This window comes from Rivularia sp. UHCC 0363 (assembly GCF_034931125.1).
Classification (GTDB): domain Bacteria; phylum Cyanobacteriota; class Cyanobacteriia; order Cyanobacteriales; family Nostocaceae; genus Rivularia.
The window spans coordinates 69,294-94,518 of sequence record NZ_JAYGHM010000020.1 but is presented as its reverse complement, the minus strand read 5'-3'; the positions used below and the strand labels follow the sequence as shown (position 1 = coordinate 94,518).

Sequence of the window (25,225 nt, the reverse complement as noted above, 5' to 3'; positions counted from 1 at the left end):
ACAGTTATCAGTTATTCGTTTTTTGGAGTTGAGTTGGCTTTTCAGAAAGAATTGAAAGTCTTACAGCCGCATTATCTTTTAACGGCTCTCCGCTACGGGCTACAAATTTTTCTCCTGGTTGCAGTCCAGATAAAATTTCGACTTTGCCATCAATTTTTTTGCCAACTGTTACTTCTCTGACTGAAACTGTAGGCTTTTCTGAGGAATTTAAAACGAATATTTTACCTTGACTATTTGTCTGGGAATTTTCTTCAGTTTTGGTTTTGCTTTTTCTGTCTTTTTGTAACGCTGATTCAGGTATTACTATATTTGCTTGTTCCTGAGATGTAAAATCAACTCGTGCTAATAAACCGCTACCAATCTGCTTGTTGTTGTTAGGAATAACTACTTCTACTGGTACTAGTCGAGCGGTTGGATCGGCTGCGGGGGAAATACGGGTAACTGTTCCGTAGTATGTTTGATTGGGAAAGGAATCTAAACGCACCTGTACGGACTGTCCAACCTGGATTTTTGCTAATTCTAATTCGGAGATTTGAACTTCTACTTTGATCCGATTGAAGTCCCCTATTTTGACAATTTCATTCCCCGGTTGGAGAAGATTTCCCGGTTCTGTTAATCTCTGTAAAACTGCACCACTAATGGGTGATATGAGTCTTGCATAGGAGCGTCTTTCTACTGCTTCTGCAACAACTGCTTGCTGAGCAATAACTCTACCTTTTGCCGCTGCAAGAGCTTGCTGTTCGACCCGAACGTTTTCTTGAGCAGCACGAACAAGTTGAGCGGCTGATTGAGCTTGTGTACGTGCTTGTTCGGCAGTTTGTTTGGCGATCGCACCTTGACTTGCAAGTTTCTGCTGTCTTTGAGAATCTGCTTGTAGCTGTTGGAGTTGCAGTTTAGTTCTTTCGACTTCCGCACGAGCATTACTAATCTGAGCGTTAATACGTGCGATTTCTGATTTCAAAGATGCTAATTCTGCTTCTGCTTGATTTATTGCCGTTCTTAATAGGGTATCATCCACCTGTCCAATGACTTGCCCTTGGTTAACCGTATCACCAACATCTACATTTAATCCCAAAAGCCTTCCTTCTACTTGCGATCGCAATGAAACTGTACGAAAAGGTGTCGTAGTACCCGTCAGTGGCTGTGATTTTTGTAACGAATCCGTGCGAGCGATCGCTACATCTACAGGAACTGCACCACCTTTTTTTCCTCCCCTACTTCGACGTTGGGATTGAGCATCGGCTGTTTCTTTGGGAAGCGAGCCGCTACAACTAACGCTTAAAAGCCCTAATCCCAACAAACAAGCAATCAACCCGCGAGAACAAGGAACTAAGCTATATGCTGATGAGAAAAAATCATTATTCTGTTGTCTATTAGTCTCCTTCTTGTATGGCATATGTTTGAAATAAAAAATAGGGAATAGTGAGAAGGAAGAAACAATAAATAATGTTACTAATAAAGCATAATTTATTTAATAAAAGTAATTGGCTTTCCCAACTTTTTTAGAGGCAACTTAGCATGAAAAATAAAATAGTTAGTTTTATTAATACAAGCCGAGTATGAAGCAAAAAAGGTTTGAGAAAATTAAAAGCATTAATCTTTTACAAACTTAGTTAGTATGCATAACTAGTATTTACACTTATATGCATGATTTTTTTATACGACCTTACTTGTGGATATTTAAACTTATACATAAGAATCATCCGATTAACTATCAGGATTATAAATATTTTTAAATAATTCTGACTATATCGCAAGTAATAAATTCTACCTTACCTATTTATGACCTTTTTCACTTCTATTTTTTTTATTTAAAGGCTACAAATTTTTATTTGCGACATTGTAACTAAATTATCTTTCTTTTACAAAACATTGCGCTATTTTAAGAAAAGTAACAAAATCTGGTTTAGATAAAAGACATGGTGTAGTTATCATCTGACCGGATTTTGAGTTGAATATAAGGAAGTGTACCAGTGACATCACCGCTAAAGCTTGCAGAAGCAACAAATGAATCCGTATTGATCGCGAAATTTTTTCGAGAGTCCGAAGGTAAATGGCATTCGGAACGACGCTACTATACTTTACCGGACGGAGAAACTAAAGAAGTCGAAAGCGCGATCGCGGTGCGGTTTTTAGAAGCAGGATGTGATGAACTGATTGTTCTGGCTCAGATGCACGGTTTACCGTCAGATAAAATTTTGATTTGTGGTACCGAAGTGACTTGGGAAAGCGTCAACTCGGTGAGTGGGAAGAAGGAATCGAAGGGTTCTACCTTATTTGGGGCTTTGGGCAATATACTGTATCGCGATCGTGGTTTTGCTACGTCGAAACCAATTACCGCTGAGTTTCATTTACCGAATGAGAAAACTTTGTGTTTGCGTACCGAGTACAAAGGTTCGGTATTTGAGGAAGAGATCAAGTTTATTGGTGAGAAATACCGCACTCGTCAATCTGTGATTTCTCGCGCTGGGGAACAGGTAATGATTGGACAGTATTTGGAAAAGCGGATTGAAGGATGATCGGTAAAAAAAATCATCGTTGGGATTAGAGAGTAGGAAAGAGGTTTAGATGATTTTAGATTTTGTTACATACTTCGTTTTATTAATGCCTAAGAGTTTTGCACTGTTAGGTTTATTTTTATGTCTACATATAAGAATTAAGTCTCAGTTTGGATTGCTATAGCTAGTAAAGGTCGGCGGAAATAAAGCTACCATTTCAAATTACTAAAAAACCTCTAGAATCAACCCTCTTTCTTTTACCTTGTTATATTAGATAGCTTAAAAAACAGCTTGTAATACCGTCTCTTTATTAATATTAATATCAATATGAAATTATTTTATTATTTGATTCTAGTCACAATCAGTTGTATTGAACCTTTATTATTCCAATACATAAAAGGTATATCATTCGCGAAACAAGTGAGTATACCGCTTTGATTTGCTTGCAATATTTTATCAGTACCGATTTTAAATAAATTATCGGTATCAAAGTTAATTGTTCCCATCAGAGCAAACCAATTTTCTTGAGGTGAGCGTCTTAACCGTTCGCTATTTTTTAATATCCAGTTTGAAGTGGGGAACCCATCAGCATTGCATGAAACAAACCAATCTATCCATTTTTCATTTGTAGATACTGTTAAATGATAATCTTGATTGACAACTAAATTAATTCCCGTACTATTCCATTTTTGTCTTGCCAAAATTAACGCTCTTACAGATTCTCCAATATTCATCAATTTTTACCTAAATTCCAGTTATTCACTATTTCCTCTATTCAAAAATTGTGTGTTGAATTACAAACAGTACTATAAATTAATCTACTTTCAGTAGTTATTTTTTGCTATAACGAGTAATTTTACTTATTAGATTAATATTTTATTTATACGAATAAAGTTTGCAAATTTGAAAAAAGATTGTTAGCATTCAAATGGTTATCTTGTAGTTATATTTACCAGTGTATTCTACCAGTTGATGTAATTTAACATTGGGAAATATGGCAATTATTAGAGTCACCAGCATTGCGGATAGTGGAAAAGGAACCTTTAGAGAAGCTATCTTAAACGCAAATTCTAGGGATACTATTCGCTTCGATTCAGCCCTTGCTAACAAAACTATTCGATTAAAAGAACAGCTCGTCATTGATAAAACTCTAACTATCGATGGGGCTGATGCATCTAATTTAACTATCAGCGGTGAGAATAAGACGCGGATTCTAAAAGTTAGCTATAACTATTCAGATGTGGTACTGCGGAACCTTACTTTTGCTAACGGTAGAGCGGTTGATAGCGATCCGAATAAGACCTTGCGAGGTGGAGCGATCGAACTAGCTGACTCTAATACCTTGGTGGTAGAGAATTCCCGCTTTATTAAGAATGTGGGGGAACGAAGTGGTGCAATCTTTGTCGGCTACGGTGCGAGTGCCACAATCAAGGACAGTGTTTTTGATGGAAATGACGGCTCGGTAGCTAAAGACGGTTTTAGTGCCGGTGCAATCTCGACCTATGGAGGTGGACAAGGAGCAACAGTTGTTAATAGTAATGGTGAACGCAATGTCGGGGGAAATGCTTTTTTAAACATTAGTAACAGTACTTTCACCAATAATAAAGGTACCTATGGCGCTGTTTACACCTTGTTAACTGGACTCAAAGTTGAGGATTCGGTATTCAGAAAAAATCAGGGTGTAGGTGGAAGCGGAGCCATTTTCACTGATGGAGCGAATGGAACTGAGAAACCCGATAATCTCGGAGGGACGACTCTGATTCGTAACGTTATCGCTGAAGATAACGTTGGTGGTGGAGATTATGGTGGAGCCTTTTTCCTCAGCGGATATTCAAAGGACAAGATTGTAATTGAAAACAGCAAAATAGCGAATAATAAAGCCAACAAAGGAGGTGGTTTAGCTGTTCAGTCGTATCGAGATGAAGCAAATCCTGCCTCATTAATTATTCGTAATTCCACAATTGCTAATAACACATCACCGTCCCAAGGAGGAGGTCTATGGACAGATGTTAAAGGTGGAGTCACCATTGAAGATTCGACTTTTTCTGGCAACCGCGTTACGAATTCTAATAAAAATGGGCAAATAGGAGGAGCAATTGCCCTGAATTATAAAACGCAAGCTAAATCGACCATTACCAACAGCACATTTGTCAATAACTACGCCGATCGCCAAGCAGGAAATATCTGGATTGCTGGGGAAACCCAAGGGAAAAATCTAACCATCAGCAAGTCCAAGTTTGCAGGAAATAGATCTCCACAATTTAATGGTGAATCGGAGCGTACAGTAAATTTCAAAGTAACCGATGGAGGTGGGAATGTCGTTCAAAATATAAAGGGTGCCGATACTTCGATCGCTGGAGCAAAGCTTGTTACTAATTTACAGTTAGCTCCCGTTCCTCAAAATGCCGGTGATTTTGGTAGTAATCCAGGTGAATTACCTGTAGATACAGGACTCGAATCTGAGCCAATCCCTACACTGAAGAATGACCCTCTACGTTATGAAGCAGAAGAACTTACTCTAAATGGTTATCAAGTTGAGACTGTAAAAGACTCTGGTGCTAGTGGTGGAAAGCATATCTCTCTAAAAGGAGCAGGTCAGAATCAAGGCTCTGCTACAGGTCAATTTGAAGGTGAAACAGGAACTTATCAAGTTAAAGTCGGTTACTATGACGAAAACGACGGTCAGTCTAAAGCCACAGTCACTGTTGGAGAAAAGACCGCGAGCTTTGTGTTTGACCAAGATTTACCTGATAGCTGGGCAAAACCTGCTGCTAAAACTAGTCGTATTGCCGTAGAGTCAGTGCAGCTAAAGTCTGGGGACACCTTCAAAATCGAAGCAACTAGCAACCAAGGTGAATTTGCTCGCTTTGATTATATTGAATTCTCTCCCATTAACGTAGAAGCATCTTCAGTCAATAATCCGACTCCTCAATCAACCCCCATACCAATTGAGAATAATTTAGCTTCTGAACCATCTGAACCTACCATCAATGGAATAGTAAATCTTCGCAACGTCGATTTTGATGGAGATGGTAAAACTGACGAAAAAGTTTTGTTGACTCTAGAAGATATTAACAGTACCGCATCCTATAACAATTCTGGAGGTTTCTATCAAGTTTTAGACTTGGACGGTACCGTGGTTGATACAGTTACGAATCAGCCTATTCGACCCGGAGAAAAAGGATATGAAACAGCAGCACTCAATCAACGTATGACTCAACTAGAGTTCGGTAAAGATGATGGTAGCTTAAGTGTAGAAGTTGATGGAGGAATATTCTTAGCAGCATACGCGATCGCAAACGGTACCGCAGAAGAATTTCTCGATCAAAACCCAACTAACAACCAAAATCCAAATGGATTAAATGCTTACTTTGTTTTTGGAAATGCTAATCCAGATGGACAACAACACCTCAAATCTTCAGGTAACAGCTTGGGTCTTGAATATTTGTATGATGGTGGAGATCAAAGTTTTGATGATTTAACTTTCAACGTGAATGTGAAGAGCGCGTAATTAGCGTAGCAATAATTTGAACTTTTGTAGTGCGATCGACCCGGTTTCCTTAAACTGGGTTTTTTAATTCTTGCTTTAATCTTTCTAAAATTAACAAAACGCGACTATTGATTAATCGCGTTTGCTCAAATTGAGAACCTCACAAATTTTTATTAAATCACGCTATAATAATTGCACAATCATACAATGGCTATATTGTCAACTACTTGTAAAAACTTTTTATTTTAAATGTATGTGGGTAAAATCAGCTAAAATGATCGTTAAAATCATTGATTTCGAGCTGAGTGTAGTTTTCTCGGCGCACTAATTGAAATTACCCTAGAGTCCGTTTCTAAATTTTCCATATCTTCTGGAGTCACAGTTGCTGTAAGCAAATTAGCTGAAATATGACCTCTTAACTTCACACCTGCGGGTACATACCCTGGTTCTGCAACTTTTATAGTTACTCCGAAAAGATCGTCGCCATCTGGTTGTTGCGATGTGGTATTTTGGTCGCGTTCAGCGTATCGTGCCATTTCGGAACCATGTTCTTTTTTATGGCAGCCGTGCAACGTGCTTTTTCTGATATGCACTGGTCTTCCTGCGATGTAAAGCATAAATAATTATTCCTTGCTAACGACCCGATTTCTTAATTCGAGTAATGAGCATTATATTATATCGCTTTATCGTATCACATCGCTCTAACGGCGGAAATAGCAGCTTGAATATTAATCGGACCGTAGCCGTAGCGAGCTTTTTGAGAAGGGTCTTGAGGAGGATTATTCTGGGCGCTTTGCCGCAATATTTGGTGAATTTGGTTGATATCCAAGGTAATATTGCGATCGCGAGCTTCACTTAACATCAGGGCTACGATTCCGGTGACAACAGGTGAAGACATACTTGTGCCGGTTTTTCGGGAAGACTTAGTTTCGGTAAGCGATGATGCAGCCCATATATTTTGTCCGGGAGCGATAAAATCGGGTTTTTGTCGTCCATCACGAGTTGGACCGGAACTGGAAAAATATGAAATAGGTTGGTTGGGTTTTGTCGGGTCATAAGAACCAACCATAATGATATTCTGCCCGCAGCCGATGGAGTTAACAGTATGGGTATTATCATGAGGAGGAATAAAGCTGGTTTGAGAACCATCTTCCCGTTCTATCCAAGCGTGAAAATTACCGTTACTGACTTCCACTCCATGCAGTCGTAAAGTCCAAACTCCTCCCGGAAGCTTGGATTCCATAAAAACACCAATCATATTATCGCCGTTGTTAGGGTCGCAAAAACGGTGAGATAAATAAATTACGGTGTTATCGTCTTCGTCTACGATTTCGCCATTTTCTCCTAATCGCAGACTTACCAAAGTTTCGCCATCGGGAGGAATAATGTCTAAAAGAAATTTATCCGCGCCACTGTACCAAAGCTCCATTGCTTTATACTGCCTGTGTCCTCGCGGAATATCCCAATGTAAATCGGTGAAACCATCTTGCGGTACTGTTCCCGAAGCATGAATTCCCCTGTCGTAAGAATTTCCTGCTGCAATAACTACTGCTCGATTCGGCCGATCGCTGACTAAAGCATTGATACTTTGTTCCACCAAAGCCGTACCATCGTGCGGTCCACCATGTAAAGCCAAGCTGATATTAATTGCACAAGGACGTTCATCGGCAATGCCAAAAATAAAATCCACCGCTTCTACAAGTTCAGTAGTATCACCTAAAGAATTATCTACAGCCGAACCACCATTAGCCAAAACTGCTTCTACAGCACCATTAGAAAAGTGAACGAATACGATATCAGCTTCAGGAGCAATACCCGGATTTCCCGTACCGTTTCCGTTCCCCGTAGCAATATCCATGACATGGGTTCCATGTGCGAGTTTTCCGGGAGAATAACCCAAAGCTAAATAAGGATCGTTTGCCTGCAAAGCTTGGTTAATTTCCGCGCTACGATAAACTTTTCCATAACCGAAAGGACTATCAGGTTCCGAGCAACCATCTTGATCCCATAGAGCGAGTATTCTCGTAGAACCATCTGGGTGACGAAAATTCTTGTGAACAAAATCGCAACCGACATCAATAACTCCTACAACTACATCCCGTCCTTGGATCGTAGAATCTAATTGTACAAAATTAGGAGTAGTCAATACTTCTTCAAAATCAAAATTATCAACGGTTAATTGTAAAGCTTGCGATGCTTGTAAACTGACAACGCAATGGGAAGTACGCACAAACTGCAACCGCGATACAGGAACTCTTGCAGTAACAATTACGTCTCCCGAAGCCGTATTTATAATCTCTGTACCTTCTCGGACTTCGCTGAGCGATCGCCATGCTTGAATATCGTTGACCTTGGCAATGACCGCAATTTCTCCCACCTCCGTTGAAGCTGTAAGCGGAGTAGATAGTCCACGGCGACGGCGTTGTATAAGTCGTTGCAATCTTGGGTCAATATCTGCAAAAATGTTTGTCCATTCAAATCGCATCAATCACCTTCTTTTGGATCGTAAAATTTAAAATCTAGCTTCCTATCAGTATTTATCTGCAAATTATGCTTTTTTTACGATGTTTTAATTTGTGGGAGTAAAACCTATGGGGATAATTTATTTAAATCAAATATCAGCAGTAATAACCCTGAGATTACTTTATTTAATAGTAGCTCAAAATACACGTATTTTTATTTTGTTAGAGAATATTTTCGATAGAATAAAAGAGTCATGTTACCTAATTATTATTACTAATTGCTTTGTGCCAACAGCATCCGATTTTCAATTTCCGATCAAGTTTTAGTGCGGTTTCTGATTCAATCAAAATGTAATTTAGCGAACATAACAGCCAAAAACTTCCTAAAAAGATATTTACAAAACCCTAACACATTGATATATCTAGCGCAGGCTTAACATCATAAAAGTCATAATTCAATCAGAAATCAATATATATATCTAGAAAAAACCGTGTTGCAAATTAACAGAAAAATAATTGGTCTAACAGTCTTAGCAATGCTCGCTTTAGCTGGATGTAACACTTCGACATCAACTAAAACTGCTGCAAATCAAAGCGGAAATGTAATCTTCATTCATCCAGATGGTACGAGTGCATCTCATTGGGGTGCAGCGCGGATGCTGAATTACGGACCAGATGGTAGGCTAAATTGGGATAAAATGTCAAATTTGGGTGTTTATTTAGGACATTTGAAAAACCAGCTTACCGCAACTTCTAATGGAGGTGCGGTAATTCACGCGACAGGAGTTAAAGTAAACGCAGATTCTTTTGGATTGGATGAAAGCGGACAGCCGATAGTAGCAGCTTCAGGTAAACCACAAACAATTATGGAAGAAGCTGTAGCTGCTGGTAAAGCTACGGCAATTATCAATTCCGGAATCATACCCGAACCCGGAACTGGTGCTTTCATCGCTAAAACCAAAACTCGTCAGGAATTTACAGAAATTACCAAGCAAATAGTTAACTCTGGTGTTGATATAATTTTAGGTGGTGGTGAAATATTTTATTTGCCTAAAGGAACAGCCGGAAGATATGCTAAAGCTGAAGAAAGTCAACGGGAAGACGGATTAAATTTGATTGAAGAAGCGAAAAAAAAGGGTTATACCGTAGTTTACACTCGCGACGAACTTTTAAATTTACCCGCAGACACTAAAAAAGTATTGGGAATATTCGCTGCAACAGATACTTATAACGACGAATCCGAAGAAGATTTAAAAAAGAAAAATTTACCGCTGTATGTTTCAGATGCGCCGACAGTTTCGCAAATGTTACAAGCGACTTTAAAAATTGTATCGCAAGCTGATGGTTTTTTTATTGTTTTAGAAGAAGAAGGTAGCGATAATTTTTGTAATTACAACAACGCTAGAGGCTGCATAGAAGCAGTAAAACGTGCCGATGATGCAGTTGGTGTAGCAATGGAATTTATCGATAAAAATCCTAACACTTTATTAGTTACCGCCGCTGATAGTGATGCAGGTGGTTTGGAAGTTATTGGATCTACCACTAAAGATTTTCCCTTAGATCAACCTTTACCAGAAAAAGGTGAAAACGGCGCATCATGGGACGGTAAAGACGGAACGGGTACATTACCTTTTGTTTCTGGACCAGATAAACAAGGGAAAAATTATCCCTTTGCGATCGCGTGGTCTGGTTCTAATGATTTTACTGGTTCGATTGTCACCAAAGCACATGGATTAAATGCAGAGAAGTTACCGAATACTGTAGACAATACAGATATTTATCGTTTGATGTATTTAACGTTATTTGGTAAAGAAATACCTTTCTCGGTAGGGAGAAAACAACGATCAATTCCTTCAATCCAAAATCTATTGACGCGGAAGCGTCTTCCCGTAGGGTAATCTAAAATCTAAAATTCTTTGACCTTAATTAATGGTGGACAAACGAATAATAATTGTCCACCACTAAATAGTTATAGGGAATCACTTATCTACAATTCAAGCCAAGCTATTTGAAGAGAAGCACACTGTTTGGGTTTAGAGACATTATCGTCAAGATAAATTAATGCTGGCTTAACGACCTTTGTTCATTTTGGTATAAGTCTTGTTTGTTCCGACAAGACTACCAACCAAATATCCTCCTAATCCCCATAGAAATGAAGTTAAGAAAGAATCATTGGAAGTTTTTGCTTGAGAATCAGGTAAGTCAGCTTTTTTACTAGAATCGGGCGTTTGTGGAGTTTCTTTAACAAATGTTTCTTCATTGAAAGACTGTGCTATCAATTGCCCTGATAAACTATTGTCGGTAGCACTCGCGGGTTTTACAACTACAGTAAAAAATATCGCTAGACAAGCAGTTGTGAATGCTAATTTGTGAGTCATCCTCATCATAATCCGTAACCTTTTTGAGTTGAGTAGAGATTTAGACATATGAGGATAATTCCTCGCTCTGACCCGAATATTGGCAGAAGGAGGAATCGTCTTTATATACCTAAATTTTGGCTAGCAATAGCAGTTAGCTTTTACTATTTGTACTAGTTTTTACGGTGAAAAAACAATATGTCTATGTTACAATTAAATATTTGTCTTGAAAAGTAACTTGAACATCAGTGTTAATTATCATACAACTTTATTGGTATTTAACCTCATAAAATTACATCTTATTTTCTTTACTGGGAGTTTAATATTACTTTTCTCATTCAGATTTTGTAAGCTAATTGGCGTATTCCTGTATTGACTGCACAAACAACCCTACTAAAATTTAGGAAAATAATACCGATTGGATTGCGTAATTACTACATTTAAAAGTAAGTAAATTTTAAATTATAGTTTTAAGTAAAAATGTGTTCGTTAGTCTTGACTTTACGAAAGTGAAAAACACTTGATTATCAAGCTATGTTCCTGGTTGTTTGATAAAAAAACGAAACCCTTTGAATTAAAGGGCTTCAGGTACATTTTAAAATTATATAATTAGGGATAAATCAGCGGTTGAAGTTAGCTCAAATCTTGCACCAGTTGCAATAACCGTCTTGGAATAAATTCCCCTCGCGAGAAGTCAAAGTCTGATAAATCAGACTACTAGTAGCCTATTGCATTAATTATGAAGGGTGAAATTTTAGTCCTCTTCAGAGGACTTATGATATTAGCCCAGGAATTGCATTCCCGGACGGGCTGGGATAAAACCCGTTAAAAGGCTGTTGACAAGTCTTGTCGCTAATATCACGCACCATCCGGATAGTTATGATAATATCGCAAATAAGTATTAATACATAAACATAAAGTTTTATTAAAGACTCTCATTCGTGTTAGTTTCACCCGTTCTACGGGATAAATAGATTGATAAGGATGTCGAAAGATTTATCTTTGTAGTTGTTTTGAGGTGATGTGTGTGAAATTTAATTATTTAGGATTATTTAGTAATTTTTGTTTAGCAGCAGCATATTTAGCGTTAATTTCGCCGATATCTTCCGCGCAAGCGGCTACAGGCTTAGATAATACCGAAGGAACGGTAGAAAGTTTGCCGCAAGAACTTTTATTAGCGGATGATTATGATGATGATGACGACGATAAGAAAAAACTGAAAGTGAAGTTACCCGAAACTGTGGAAGCCTCTGTTTTCAAGGATATTTCTGAGCGGACACAAGTAGAATATTCGGCTTTGCGTTTGTTGAGAGCGGAAAAGACAACTTGGGTAGATGGTTGTTTGGGTTTGAAAGGAAACTGTAGTAAAGCTTTGGTTCCCGGTTATATAGTCGTGGTTGCTAGCGACAGCCAAATGTGGGTTTATCGCACCGATAAATCGGGAAAAATAGCCAAGTTGGATGAAGAATCGACTCAAACTTACAGCGCTATGATGATGAAGCGACAAACAGTCATGAGTCGAGTCAGTCGTCGTGAAACCGTGCAGGTACGTCGCTCTCAAGTACTTTCTGCAAATACCAGTAGTACTCAGGCTATGACTACTAATATCGCAGCACGCAGTCAGACTGCAATCAAAAGCAAGTCGGGAATGGCGATCGCAATTTATCAACCTGCGGGTAATTTGTCGGAAGTAATTACTCGTGTTTCCGTGAAAACTAAAGGTGGTAAGAAAGGTTTTTACAAAGAAAGATTTTTAGGCGACTACAAATATAAAATTAAGCAAAAGCAGAAAGCTAAATTTGTGAAGGGATTAAAAGCTGGGGACAGAATGGTTGTCCGTCTCTACGATACCCAAAATCGCTTTCTCGGCTACAGCGAATTTGAATATTTATCAGCCAATACTGTAGTTAATCTGATTTTGTCAAGCAATCCGACTCAATCTCAAATCGTTCGCACCGTTTACGGTATCGATTCGGACTTTGATGGTCAGATTGATACAAGTTCCAAAACTTACAGCTACTTTACTCAAGTTAGCAACGAGCGCGTCAGTTTCCTTAAAAGTAGCAATAACATTAACGTTAGTCAGTTTCAAGTCCAAGGTATCTCGACTGCAACAACCTTGCTGTATCCCGGATCGTTTACTCAAGGTGAATACGCTGTTGTTAGCCGCTCCATGAGTGTTTTTAGTTCCGACTCAGCTGATGCTTTAAAAGCTGCTCCCGGTAGTTTGGTCGGAATTACCGAAGTTAGCGATAATGATTCCATGTTTGATGTCAGCCAGCAAATGATGGCTTATCGAGAGGTCGGTGTATCCCGCAATATTCAGGTAAAATTTTCTGACGTATCGACAAGTCACTGGGCAAAAGATTTTATTGCAGAATTAGCAGCCTTAGAAATTATTGAAGGATTCCCCGACGGTACTTTCCGTCCGGACGAACAAGTGAACCGCGCCCAATTTGCAGCGATGATTAATCAAGCTTTTGAAAAGGTAAAAACTCGCAAATCGATTAAATTTACCGATGTATCCAATCGTTACTGGGCAGCCAGCGCTATCAGTAAAGCTTACGAAATGGGCTTTTTAGGTGCTTCCGGCAGTCAGTTCAACCCTACTAAAGCCCTTTCCCGTCTAGAAGTCTTGCTGGCTTTTGCACGGGGACTAAATTACAACGTCAGTGGTTCCACAGAAAATATTCTCACTGCTTATACCGATGCAACAATGATTCGCAGCGATGTGCGGAGTGCGATCGCGGCTCTAACCCAAAAAGGGGTTGTGGTTAACTATCCAGATGTGGCAACGCTGAACGCCGATAAAGTAGCAACAAGAGCCGAAGTCAGCGCTTTGCTATATAAAGCTTTAGTCAGTACTGGCGAGGTAGCAGATATATCATCAGATTACGCTGTCGGACAAAGCCAAGAAGCTACGGAATTGGAACAGGTTGCCGAAATGGAAGAAAACGACAACGTTAACGTCAGTCGGAATAAAAAACCTAAACAGAATTGTAACCAAGGAATTGGTAACGGTGCTGAAGGTTGCGACCCCGGAAACTCCCGTCCTCATGGTGGTAGTAATGATGAAGGTGGACGCACTCCGGGTGGGAAATAATCGCGATCGCAAATTAGTTACATAACCGAAAAAATCTAGACGTAGCAATGCTACGTCTCTACATTAATTTTGATCCATGATTTCATTTAGATTTATGCTTTCTTTCATATAAATATCTCTAATTGGAAATGGAATTGATATTCCTTCTTGCTTGTAACGTTTATGCAGTTTCTTAATAAATAGATGTTTGCCGATTCTTTGCTCAAAATATTCACCGACTCGCATATAAAGCGTAAAATCGATACTAAAATCATTAAAAGTATGAAATCTGATAAACGGTTCGTTTGCTACTAAATCGAGTGCAATTTCTTGCATAACTTCTTTAGCAACTTCTACGGTAACTCGTTCTACTTGTTCCAAATCACTATCGTAACTGACACCGACATTCATCGTTAATGTAAGCTGTTTGGCTGGTAAATGATAATTAGTAAAGTTTGCTGAAGCTAATTTAGAATTAGGAACGATAATAATATTTTTAGCAAGTTCTTCTATATTAATATTCCGCCAAGTTATATCTGTAATATAACCTTCTTGACCGCTTTCTAATTTTATATAATCTCCGGTTTTAACTTGTTTGGAAAGAAGTAAATAGAAACCAGAAAATAAGTTTGCTAAAGTATCTTGCAGCGCTAAACCAACTGCTAAACCAGTAATACCTAATGTTGTAATAATCGGCGTAATTTCAATTCCTATAGTTTGGAATATAATTAACGCTCCCAAAAGAAAAATGATAGACTTAATAAGATTTGAAATTAAAGAAGCAGGAACTCCTTCGGTTCTTTGAATAAATAGATTGATAAAACCAGCCGCAAGACGTGCTAATACTAAAGTAATTGTAAACAGAAATATTGCAATAACAATTTTTTGCAGAGCAGTGGTAACATCTTCTGTAAGCGAGTAACTCAAAATTGCTCCGAAAAAACCAGCAAGCACAAACCAGGTGAAAGGAATACGTCGCAAAGAACCGAATATTATTTCGCTTCCCGGTATACCCTTTTTGGTAATAATATTTCCGAGCTTATTAAAAATAATTTTTTCCGCAATTATTCCCGCAAATAAACCAACTAAAATAAATAAAAGCGGTCTAATCCATTGCATCATCATGATAATTTTGGATTTGATGTTTCGGATTACATTACCATAATCTCGTTACATTGAGTATTCAATTTATTAATTGTTTCAATAATAAAATTGGGCATAGGGAATTGGGAAGTGGAAACAAAGAATTATGAATAATGAATTTAAAACTCTTAACTCATCACTCCTAACTCCTAACTTTCATATGTCTTTACCAATAATTTACCACCCCGATTACGTTACTCCACTACCTGAAGCACATCGTTTCCCGATGCCAAAATTTCGCTTGCTTTACGAGTTACTTTTATCCGATGGAGTCGCGGATTTACAGCAATTTCACACACCAGAACGTCCTAATAAAGAAACCATCGAGTTAGTTCATACACCCGATTTTGTACAAGCTTACCTACAAGGAACCCTGGATGCAAAAGCACAGCGACGTATCGGTTTACCTTGGAGTCCGCAACTAGTAAATCGTACCTGTACGGCGGTAGGTGGTACAATCATGGCGGCAAAAATGGCGCTTACTCATGGTTTAGCTTGCAATACCGCAGGAGGAACCCATCACGCTTTCCCCAGTTACGGTTCAGGTTTTTGTATATTTAACGATTTAGCGATCGCAACTCGCACGATCCAAAAACTTAATCTGGCTCAAAAAATTCTCATTGTCGATTTAGACGTGCATCAAGGTGACGGTACGGCTTTTATATTCCAAGATGACGACAGCGTTTTTACTTTCTCAATGCACTGTGAAGTTAATTTTCCCGGTACCAAACAACAAAGCGATTTAGATGTACCTTTACCCGCAGGAATGGAAGACGACGCATATTTACAAACTTTAGCGAAATATTTACCGGATTTACTCGCAAATGTAAAACCAGATTTAGTATTATACGATGCTGGTGTTGATACTCATATAAATGATAAATTAGGCAAACTCGCTTTAACCGACACGGGGATTTATCGCCGGGAAATGCAGGTATTGAGTACTTGTGTAGCGGCTGGTTATCCCGTTGCTTGCGTCATCGGGGGCGGTTATGCAGATGATATGAAATCTTTGGTGTGGCGGCATTCTTTGTTACATCGGGCTGCTAGTGAGGTTTATCGCCAGTTTGGGTTGTAAATTAATTTTGGATACTTCGGCAAGTCTTACAGTGAGCTACGTCGAACTGCTCAGCACAAGTTTTAGATTTTGGATTTTAGATTTATTTCATGAATAAATTCGGGAACATGAGACGTTTTTAAATATAAAATTCGAGAATGTAGTTTAAGTGGTTTATTTTATTTAAAATGCAATTGAATCGACTCGAACAACAATTACAATTTATTATCGAAATTGACAAGTTAAAAAATGTCTTGCGTCAAACATTATTAACAGATGGTTCCCGTAGAGAAAATAGCGGCGAACATTCTTGGCATTTAGCAATGATGACGATGATTTTAGCGGAATATGCACCAGAAGGAACCGATCTATTTCGCGCTATGAAAATGTCATTAATTCACGATTTGGTAGAAATTGATGCTGGAGATACTTTTTGTTATGACGTACAGGGATATGAAAGTAAAGCAGCAAGAGAATTAGAAGCAGCAACTCGAATTTTTGGATTATTACCCGAAGAACAGGGAAAAGAATTACGATTACTTTGGGATGAATTTGAAGCCAGAGTTACACCCACAGCTAAATTTGCTGCTGCTTTGGATAGAATACAGCCGTTTTTGCACAATCAACAAACCGAAGGCGGAACTTGGAAAATACATAATATTAATCGCAGTCAAGTTATGAAAAGAATGGCACCTGTAGAAGAAGGTACGCCGGAACTTTGGGATTTTATATTAGCAGAAATTGACAATTGTATTGATAAAGGCTATTTGAAAAACTCTTGTGGAACTGATAACTGTTAACTGTTAACCAACGCCCAAGCAATAAATCTCTCAGTATAATAAAGGGCTAACTGATTACTAACACCATTAAAAATAGCATCAAAAGAATGTTCTGCCCAAGGAATTTCTAAGAAAACCGCAGTGTTTTGATCTCGCAACTTATTGTACATTTGTCTGCCAAATCGAGCTTCTACCACATGATCGCGACTTCCATAAATTAACAAAGTTGGTGGCAAATTAGGCTTGACGTAATTAATCGGTGAAGCAGTTTGATAAAGTATGGGGAACTGTTGAGGTGAACCCCCCAAAAACGCTTGTAAAACAGCACGGGAATTAATTGGATCGGGATTTGGTGGTTCGTTATATCCTTGAGTTAGGTTTACCGGGCCGTAATAATTTACGACAGCACGGATTGGTGGTGCATCGGGTTCGTAAGCTGCTAACATTGCCAGATGAGCGCCAGCAGAACGTCCAAATAATACCATTTTGTCGGTATCTGCTTCATATTCGGTAGCGCGATCGCGAATAAAATTCAAGGCAAAACGCACATCATCTAGTTGAGCGGGAAACTTGTATTGTGGTGCATGACGGTAATCGATCGCAAATACTGTATATCCACGAGCCGCCATGTATCGATTAAACTCAGGATTTACGGATGAATTCCCATTTTGCCAAGCTCCACCGTAAATAAATACAATTGCCGGATATTTACCAACTTTTGATGGTTGATAAACTTCCATGTTTAATGGTACACCTGCGGGAGTTGCAAAGTTAATATTAGTTAGATGACGGGTTTCTTGTAAGTTAATTCCTCGAAATATATCAGTTAAAATAAACGGCTGCTTCCGCATTTTGGCTTTTACTTCAACTGGAATTTTTTGTTGATAATCTGCACCTAATGCTTGATTCATTGCCGTATTCATTTGCATTTGAGTTGGGATAATCCTTACTAGTTCCCAACTGCAAACCAGCAATCCCATCAAACTAAAAATGCAGATTATTCGTTTTAGTTGAGGTGAGTAGATAAATAATAAAGCTAATCCCAATGTAATAATATTTGATAGGAATAACCAAGGGCAAATTTCCGGTGCTACAACTCCGAATTTTAATAAAAAGAAAGTTGGTGCGGGAATTATCAGCCAGGAAGTTAAGAAAAGGCTTATAAAACTGATAATTAATATCAGAACTTGTCCAAGCGATAAAAATAGTTTATTAGATGACATAATCAATCATATTGCGATTTAATAATACCAAGAATCTCTTCCCATTCATCCTCGCTCAAAGCTTTTTGCTCAAACTCCACTCCAAAACAATCTCTAGCAGCATCAACTAAAACAGTAATTATTCTTTCAATTTCTAAATCTTTCTCTAATCTAACTCCATCGAATAAATCTTCACCGAAAACCTTTTTAAATAACTCCTTATCCGGTTTCAAACGCATCGAACCATGCTGCAAAATTGCATCACCACGTCTCAACTGAGCGCTACCAATCAACTTATGACCATCAACAGTTACCAAATCCGCACCTGTGGCTGTACCGAAGCAATTAGGATTGTTAATATAACCCCTTCCAGCAATACCGTAATGTAGCTCAACACCTAAATTATGCCATCCTTGAATCAAAAATTCGCATATGATTTTATACACTTCAATCCGACTTCCAGAAAGCCCGGAAGCCACCACAGCGTAAGTTAAATCGCCGTGATGTAACACCGCACGTCCACCCGTAGGACGGCGTACTAGGTCTATTTGCTCACCTTTCCAAATCAAATTTTGCCAATCTTGCGAATACTTACGCTGATGATAACCAAGAGAAATTGCGGTGGGCTTCCAAGTATAAAAACGCAAAGTTGGCGGATATCCCGATTGATGCTGCTTTAGCAACCATTGATCGATCGCCATTTGTAATTTACCATCCGCTTCTAAAAACGGAATTAATCGCCAAATTTGGGAAATCAAAATTTAGTTAATAGTTTTGTAGGGTGCGTTACGGATTTCATCCTAACGCACCAAATTCTTAGTGGTCGCTGATAGCTGTTGACTGTTAAGCGCCAAACTTAGACTGTAAATCTTCGTCATTCTCATCTGCGATCGTCGCGACGATCGTAATTAAACGAGAAACTTCCGCAGCAGATAAATCTTCCAAAGTACGCATCGATATCACTACAACTTGGTTGTCTATAATACCGAAACGTGCTTCTAGAGTAGCGGAACAGTTCATCTGCAAAAGAGAGCGCATCATCGTAGCTTCATCTTTAGCAGGTAACTTCAAAACCGAAGACCAAATTGTAATTGTATCTTCGTCGCTTGTCCCCGTTAATTGGACAAACACCTCCACGCTACCGTACTTAAACTTCCATAGATAAGTACCGTCATTCTGGTGACTAACCATTGCGCTATCGTTTTCTTCCAGCGTATCGATAACGTTTTCAATCACCTCTAAATGGTTGATGGTTGTTTCTGTCATCGAATCATCCATATCGCTGTTTTCCGAATCGGTTTGGTAAGATGTCATACAAATTGTGCCTCAAGATGATAAATAAATATTCCCCACCTACTTTATACCTATAATTCGCAAACAGTGAGCAGTGAACGGTGAACCATTTAAAGTTCTATATTCTTAACTATTAGCTTCTGCACCTCTTTTCCCCATCACTTTTCGCGTTAATAATACGTTAACTCTGGGAATACTGAATGTAGTTTATATATATTCCCACTATGAGCTATTGTCTAAATCCCCATTGTCAGAAACCTCAAAATTATCGGGATGCTAAGTTTTGCCTGACTTGTGGTACTAAATTACTGTTAAAAGAACGTTATCGGGGAATAAAACCAATTGGACAAGGTGGCTTTGGTAGAACCTTGTTAGCTGTAGATGAAGACAAACCCTCAAAACCTCCTTGCGTCATCAAACAGTTTCTTCCTCAAGCGCAAGGTACTAATAATAGTCAAAAAGCTGCTGAATTATTTGAGCAAGAAGCCCAAAGGTTAGATGAATTAGGAAAACACAACCAAATTCCCGAATTATTGGCTTACCTAACTCAAGAAAAAAGTCAATATTTAGTACAAGAATATATTAATGGTCAAAATTTAGCAGAAATATTACTAGAGCAAGGCAATTTTAATGAATCACAAATTTGGGAATTGCTAAATAGTTTATTACCCGTGCTGGAATACGTCCATAGCTCCGAAGTGATTCATCGAGATATTAAGCCAGAAAATATTATTAGTAGCCGAGATAGAAAGTTATTCTTAGTAGATTTTGGCGCTGCTAAAGTTGTTACGGGAACCGCAATGTTACGAACGGGAACTAGTATCGGAACTCCTGAATTTGTCGCACCCGAACAAACTAGAGGTAAAGCTATTTATAGCAGCGATTTATATAGTTTAGGAACAACCTGCATTTATTTATTAACAGGAATTTCGCCCTTTGATTTATTTGATTTTTCTGAAAATACCTGGGTGTGGAGACAGTATTTAGTTGATAATTCTGTAAGCGATAAATTAAGTAATATTTTAGATAAACTAATTGATAATGCAACCAGTCGCCGCTATCAATCAGGAAGTGAAGTATTAAAAGAGATTAATCATTCTTCAATTTATATAAGTCCAGATAAAACGCAAAATACTATAAAAGTTAAACCATCAAATTATTCCTCTTGGCAATGTGTTTATAATTGTATTGCTCATACTGATATTATTGATTCTCTTGCTATTAGCTCAGATGGAAAGTTACTTGCTAGTGCTAGCCATGACTGTACAATAAAACTTTGGAAAATAAATAAAGGTAAACAAATTTGCACTACTAAATTAATTCAGACTATCAATAATGAAAATAATTTTTATGCTGTTGCTTTTAGCCCTAATGATCTAATTCTTGCCAGCGGTGATTCTGCAAACAATATCCACCTTTGGGATGTCAGTTCTGGTAAAAAAATCCGCACATTAACAGGACATACAGGTTGGTTTACTGGTGTTAATTGCTTAAGTTTTACTCCAGACGGTCAAATAATTGTTAGTGCTGGGGGTGATAAAACAGTAAAACTATGGGATGTAAATACAGGAAAAAACATTCGTACTCTTAAAGGTCACAATAGTTGGGTTCGCAGTGTTGCTATAAGTTCTAATGGGCAAATTATCGCTAGCGGTAGTAATGACAAAACAGCCATACTTTGGAACTTAAGTACGGGTCAAAAACTTAAATTCTGCAATCATACTAGTAGTGTGTTTGCTGCGATTAACTCTGTTGCTTTTAGCCCCGATGGACAAATTATTGCAACAGCTAGCGACGACTATACTATTAAGCTTTGGGAAGTAACTACCGGACAAGAAATTTATACTTTTAAAGGTCATGGTAACTGGGTTAGATGCGTTACTTTTAGTCCTAATGGAAAGATTCTTGCTAGTAGTAGTTATGGCAAGGATATCAAGCTATGGGACATGAATACAAATCAGGAAATATGTACTTTAACCGGACATTTATCTCAAGTTAATTCTCTTGTTTTTAGCCCTGATGGACAAACTTTATTTAGCGGTAGCAATGATAAAACTATTAAAGTTTGGCGATGCGAATAAACTTTAATATACTTTTAACCCAATTTGGCAATTAAAGTTCCTAGCTTCTATAAGCGGTATGTTTTGTGTCGCGGTAAAATCCTTGTTACAAAACATAATTACGAATTACGAATTACGAATTATCTTAATCTCCCCAAGAAAGCCACTCACGCGCTGCTTTTTCCGCTGCTTCAGGAGTATAGTATAATTTCCTTTCACCAAACACTTCTCCACCAGAACTTATGATTCTAAATTGCCATTCCGTTACTTCAGTGTGAAAAACCAACAATGTTAAATTTTCAATGCCAACAACTAGATGAACGGTAGTTTGAGTCATGGTATTGAGAAGTGAAAATGGCAGGGTTTTGCAATTACAGACTTGTTATATATCCCAGGGTAATCAATTATCAAGTTTTTTCTATACTTTGTATCAATTATCAATGAACAATTATCAATTTCCCTAATAACTGCTCACTGATAACTGTTAACTGATTACTGAATTTCCTTGACATTTTCCATAACCTGCTTGTATAGCTGCTGGTTATTTTGTTCTTGAAAAATCTCTGCTGCTCGCTGTAGGTCGGCTAAAGCACCATCTTTATCTTTTTCTGCACGAGCATTTCCCCGATTATTATAAGCAGCACCAAAGTTCGGATTGAGGCGAATTGCTTCATTATAATCTGCGATCGCACCTTCTTTATCTCCTTGAGCAGCGCGAGCATTTCCCCGATTATTATAAGCCACAGCATAGTTTGAATTTATACGTATTGCTTCAGTATAATCTGCTATTGCCTCGTTTCTATTTGCTTCTGCGGCACGAGCATTTCCCCGATTATTGTAAGCTTCGGCATAATTAGAATCTAAACTAATTGCTCGGTCGTAATCGGTAATTGCACCGTTTATATCCCCTTGAGCAGCACGAGCGTTTCCACGATTATTATACGCTTGAGCGTTGTCGGGACTGACGCGCAGGGCTTCATTGTAATCGGCGATCGCACCTTGTCTGTCCCCCGTGTCAAACTGGACTAAACCCCTACCGTTGTAAGCTTCTACATAATCGGAATCAAGACTGATAGCTTTTGTGTAAGCTGCGATCGCGCCTTGTGTATCACCCTGAATATGTTTATACTGCCCCTGGGCGTAAAATTGCTTAGCAGTTGATGGATTAGCAACCGGACTTGTGGCAGGACTCACTCCTATTTCTGTCACTAATAAGTCTTTATCGTTGCTGCAAGAAACAGTTACAGTTGCGATAAATCCACTTAATAAGGCTAAACCAAATTTTTTGGAAACTCTCAAATCTTGCTCGAACAACTGTTTCATAAGTCACTTTTTATCAAGACACCCACAATGGCATTAATATTTAAAAAATTCATTTTTCTTAACTTTGAATAATCATCACTCCAATTGGCTATATTGACTATTTTTGCACGGATTTTGTGGCGAATGTGTTTGCATTTTACCAAACTGATTTTAGTTTAAAAAACAAGTCTTCAGTCTGTCATAATGTAAGCCTAACGTATGTACTTGTTATTTATTCTTCACTTTCTGCTTGCTTGGAAATCAATCTTAAACTGCTGGTTGTTGAGATGTCTACAGCAAGTTGCTCGATATTGTCCCCCAATTTTTTTTGAATATCTTTAGTTAGGGTAATATCAAAATCTAAGTCTACATTTTGAGTTTCTACTAAGCGTACCAGTTCAGAAAATGGCACTTTAGTTGTTGTGCGTTCGGAACTATTAAGTTTAAAATTGTCGATCTCAGATAATTGTTGAGCCAGCATTGCTTGCTTAACTCGTTCTTGCAAATGTTCAAACTCGGATTTTACAAGTTGCCATTGATGTTCTAGCTCGATATATTTTGCGCTAAGTAAACTTAAATCTTCCGTTTCTGCATTAAAGTGTAATTTTTGAGTAATGTCTAACAAGCGCAAATGCACTTGAGCAAGAATAATGCAGTCCAAATAAGCATATTCAATTTGTTCGTCACTTAAAGGTCTAATTCCCCAATCGCTGGTTTGTTGCTGTTTATCAATATTTTTAAAATGACAAAGTTCTGTAGCCAAAGTCTTTAATTTGTAGTTAGGTAAAGGTAGAATATAGTAGGGAATTCTTTTTGCCATTTCTAAGGTGCAGGTGACATTTTTAGCATTCTTTTTACCTAAAAATCTTAAATCATACTTAGCATTATGAAACACTTTTTCTATTGAAGAATTTATCATAATTTTTTCTATGAACTCATCAACAACTTCTTGTTGTTCGAGTACATCCAAAATATAAACACTTTCCCCAGTTAAATCTGTACAGTCATCCAAAACTTGAATCAGTGATAGTCTAGGATTGCGAGTGTCATAGTCAGCAACTTCTGTATCTAGCCAAATTTTTGTTTTAGTATACTTAGCAACAAAAGAACGAATTTCATTAGCCGATTTAAGATAAGGCATTGAGTAATATTCCCTAAGAAAAATTGAGTAAAACTAACTAAGTTACAACTTCTTAAGGTAACATTTTGTCTGTAACTTATTTGTAGTGCCGTATCTGTTCGCTCTTAATAATTAGTATCATTTTAAATTTTTAATTGGAATAGGGAATTGGGAATTGGTAATAGGGAATAGGGAGTAGGGAGTAGGGAGTAGGGAGTAGGGAATAGGGAATAGGGAATAGGGAATAGGTAATAGGGAATAGGGAATAGGGAGTAGGGAGTAGGGAGTAGGGAATAGAGAAGAAAAAACGGTGAGAACAAGCAATATTAATAAAATATAATTTCTTTTTTATAATTAGTGTCAACACACAATAAAATATTGGTAGTATGCATTCTATAGCTGAGGATTGCGATCGCCTTAATGTTGATAAGCTAATGTGCAGTTTAATACTATAAAATAAAAACGCAATACTATTGTAGTGCGCTCAGGTTCACGAAGTATGTCCGTTCACCGTTAGATGTTCCCGCAGTGAAGGACAGCATCTTGCTATAAAAATACAAATTAAATGCGCGACAGCTTACATCTAAATATTATTTTCCATTACCTATTCCCCATTACTTATCCCCTATTCCCCATTCCCTATTCCCTATTACCTAAGAATTACGAATAGAATCAGCCTTCGATAAATTTTTCGCTTCAGCCTGCATCATTTTAATATCTGATGGAGTCCATAAACGAGGTGCTTGGCAATGATGAGCTATCAGCAAACCCCATAAACCGTTCTCAGTTAAAATAGGTACAACTAAATTAGCGCGAACGTCTAAATTACGTAAAAAGTCGCGGTGACAATCAGCAATCGGTTCTGATTCAATATCTGAAATTGCCCGTATTCTTCCGTCTAAATATAAAGCAGCGTACTCATCATTAAAACACTCATTAGGACCAGTAGAACCAAGAATAGATAGCTCCTGAGAACTCAAACATTCAAAAGTTACTTGTCCATCCCACTGAGAATAAAAATAATACAAAACGACTCTATCTACATCAAGCGTTTCTCGTAGACGGCTTGTAGTTTCTATAATTAAATTATCTCGTACTATTGTTGTTTTTAAACGATTAAGTACCCTTTCTAGACCACTGTCAAAACTTGCGTTATAATTTTGTGCCACCGTTTTAATATTTAAGTTGAGTAATGGTTATCTTCCTTGATGGTATAGTACCAAGTACTTCGCTAAGTTCGTTTTTAAATAATACTCTTTTAAAATTAGAAGAATATCTAATCAATTAGGTTAGAGGTTAAAGGTTAGAGGTCAAAGGTCAAAGCTTAAATATTTATTTGAAATAATTTCTAACTCATTCTCCTCGTCCCCCCATCCCCCC

20 protein-coding genes are annotated in these 25,225 nt (G+C 37.9%); 7 read left to right on the top strand and 13 right to left on the bottom strand.

The window, feature by feature from the left end:
• Positions 1-7: 7 nt before the first annotated feature.
• Entirely contained in the window at positions 8-1,396 is a 1,389-nt protein-coding gene (locus VB797_RS13750) for an efflux RND transporter periplasmic adaptor subunit (RefSeq protein ID WP_323238248.1), read from the bottom strand.
• Between the two features lie 577 nt (positions 1,397-1,973).
• Between VB797_RS13750 and VB797_RS13745 the strand changes: the two genes are divergently transcribed.
• Entirely contained in the window at positions 1,974-2,519 is a 546-nt protein-coding gene (locus VB797_RS13745) for a phycobiliprotein lyase (protein WP_323238247.1), read from the top strand.
• A gap of 320 nt (positions 2,520-2,839) precedes the next feature.
• On the opposite strand, the gene VB797_RS13740 is transcribed toward VB797_RS13745, so the two are convergent.
• Positions 2,840-3,232, bottom strand: a complete 393-nt coding sequence (locus tag VB797_RS13740) for a hypothetical protein (RefSeq protein WP_323238246.1) — start codon at positions 3,230-3,232, stop codon at positions 2,840-2,842.
• 260 nt (positions 3,233-3,492) lie between these two features.
• Between VB797_RS13740 and VB797_RS13735 the strand changes: the two genes are divergently transcribed.
• A complete protein-coding gene (locus VB797_RS13735; RefSeq protein WP_323238245.1) occupies positions 3,493-6,009 on the top strand; it encodes a DUF4114 domain-containing protein in 2,517 nt (838 codons plus the stop codon).
• Between the two features lie 266 nt (positions 6,010-6,275).
• On the opposite strand, the gene VB797_RS13730 is transcribed toward VB797_RS13735, so the two are convergent.
• A complete protein-coding gene (locus VB797_RS13730) occupies positions 6,276-6,605 on the bottom strand; it encodes a hypothetical protein (RefSeq protein WP_323238244.1) in 330 nt (109 codons plus the stop codon).
• 74 nt (positions 6,606-6,679) lie between these two features.
• Complete coding sequence (locus VB797_RS13725; RefSeq protein ID WP_323238243.1) at positions 6,680-8,473, bottom strand: S8 family peptidase; 1,794 nt, start codon at positions 8,471-8,473, stop codon at positions 6,680-6,682.
• A 513-nt stretch (positions 8,474-8,986) separates the two neighbouring features.
• On the opposite strand from VB797_RS13725, the gene VB797_RS13720 reads away from it, so the two are divergent.
• Positions 8,987-10,348, top strand: a complete 1,362-nt coding sequence (locus VB797_RS13720; protein WP_416350868.1) for an alkaline phosphatase — start codon at positions 8,987-8,989, stop codon at positions 10,346-10,348.
• A gap of 171 nt (positions 10,349-10,519) precedes the next feature.
• Here VB797_RS13720 and VB797_RS13715 read toward each other — a convergent pair whose 3' ends face one another.
• Positions 10,520-10,828: a hypothetical protein gene (locus VB797_RS13715; protein ID WP_323238241.1), complete on the bottom strand. Its 309-nt coding sequence runs from the start codon at positions 10,826-10,828 to the stop codon at positions 10,520-10,522.
• Between the two features lie 1,000 nt (positions 10,829-11,828).
• Here VB797_RS13715 and VB797_RS13710 point away from each other — a divergent pair.
• A complete protein-coding gene (locus tag VB797_RS13710) occupies positions 11,829-13,910 on the top strand; it encodes an S-layer homology domain-containing protein (protein ID WP_416350866.1) in 2,082 nt (693 codons plus the stop codon).
• 63 nt (positions 13,911-13,973) lie between these two features.
• On the opposite strand, the gene VB797_RS13705 is transcribed toward VB797_RS13710, so the two are convergent.
• A complete protein-coding gene (locus tag VB797_RS13705; RefSeq protein WP_323238266.1) occupies positions 13,974-15,011 on the bottom strand; it encodes a mechanosensitive ion channel family protein in 1,038 nt (345 codons plus the stop codon).
• Between the two features lie 181 nt (positions 15,012-15,192).
• Between VB797_RS13705 and VB797_RS13700 the strand changes: the two genes are divergently transcribed.
• Positions 15,193-16,110 (top strand): histone deacetylase, encoded by a 918-nt coding sequence (locus VB797_RS13700; protein ID WP_323238265.1) that lies wholly within the window; start codon positions 15,193-15,195, stop codon positions 16,108-16,110.
• A gap of 167 nt (positions 16,111-16,277) precedes the next feature.
• On the top strand, positions 16,278-16,889 hold the full coding sequence (locus VB797_RS13695) for an HD domain-containing protein (protein ID WP_323238239.1): 612 nt from the start codon (positions 16,278-16,280) through the stop codon (positions 16,887-16,889).
• On the opposite strand, the gene VB797_RS13690 is transcribed toward VB797_RS13695, so the two are convergent.
• The 3 genes from VB797_RS13690 to VB797_RS13680 all read right to left on the bottom strand — a co-directional run bounded on the left by VB797_RS13690 (position 16,886) and on the right by VB797_RS13680 (position 19,384).
• The gene (locus VB797_RS13690) at positions 16,886-18,091 is read right to left on the bottom strand and encodes an alpha/beta hydrolase (RefSeq protein WP_323238238.1); all 1,206 of its coding nucleotides are present in this window, start codon (positions 18,089-18,091) and stop codon (positions 16,886-16,888) included. The genes VB797_RS13695 and VB797_RS13690 overlap by 4 nt on opposite strands.
• A 2-nt stretch (positions 18,092-18,093) precedes the next feature.
• Entirely contained in the window at positions 18,094-18,771 is a 678-nt protein-coding gene (locus tag VB797_RS13685; protein WP_416350867.1) for a biotin/lipoate A/B protein ligase family protein, read from the bottom strand.
• 142 nt (positions 18,772-18,913) lie between these two features.
• Positions 18,914-19,384, bottom strand: a complete 471-nt coding sequence (locus VB797_RS13680) for a YbjN domain-containing protein (RefSeq protein ID WP_323238237.1) — start codon at positions 19,382-19,384, stop codon at positions 18,914-18,916.
• 203 nt (positions 19,385-19,587) lie between these two features.
• On the opposite strand from VB797_RS13680, the gene VB797_RS13675 reads away from it, so the two are divergent.
• Positions 19,588-21,444: a WD40 repeat domain-containing serine/threonine-protein kinase gene (locus tag VB797_RS13675; protein WP_323238236.1), complete on the top strand. Its 1,857-nt coding sequence runs from the start codon at positions 19,588-19,590 to the stop codon at positions 21,442-21,444.
• Positions 21,445-21,568: 124 nt separating this feature from the next.
• Here the strand turns inward: VB797_RS13675 and VB797_RS13670 are convergent, their stop codons facing one another.
• The 4 genes from VB797_RS13670 to VB797_RS13655 form a co-directional block, all read right to left on the bottom strand.
• On the bottom strand, positions 21,569-21,760 hold the full coding sequence (locus tag VB797_RS13670) for a hypothetical protein (RefSeq protein ID WP_323238235.1): 192 nt from the start codon (positions 21,758-21,760) through the stop codon (positions 21,569-21,571).
• 155 nt (positions 21,761-21,915) lie between these two features.
• Positions 21,916-22,746 carry a tetratricopeptide repeat protein gene (locus VB797_RS13665; RefSeq protein ID WP_323238234.1) on the bottom strand — a complete coding sequence of 277 codons (831 nt, stop codon included), beginning with the start codon at positions 22,744-22,746 and terminating at the stop codon, positions 21,916-21,918.
• 211 nt (positions 22,747-22,957) lie between these two features.
• Positions 22,958-23,866, bottom strand: coding sequence for a ribonuclease D (locus VB797_RS13660; RefSeq protein WP_323238233.1), 909 nt, complete (start codon positions 23,864-23,866; stop codon positions 22,958-22,960).
• A gap of 632 nt (positions 23,867-24,498) precedes the next feature.
• Entirely contained in the window at positions 24,499-25,014 is a 516-nt protein-coding gene (locus VB797_RS13655; RefSeq protein WP_323238232.1) for a GAF domain-containing protein, read from the bottom strand.
• Positions 25,015-25,225 lie beyond the last annotated feature (211 nt).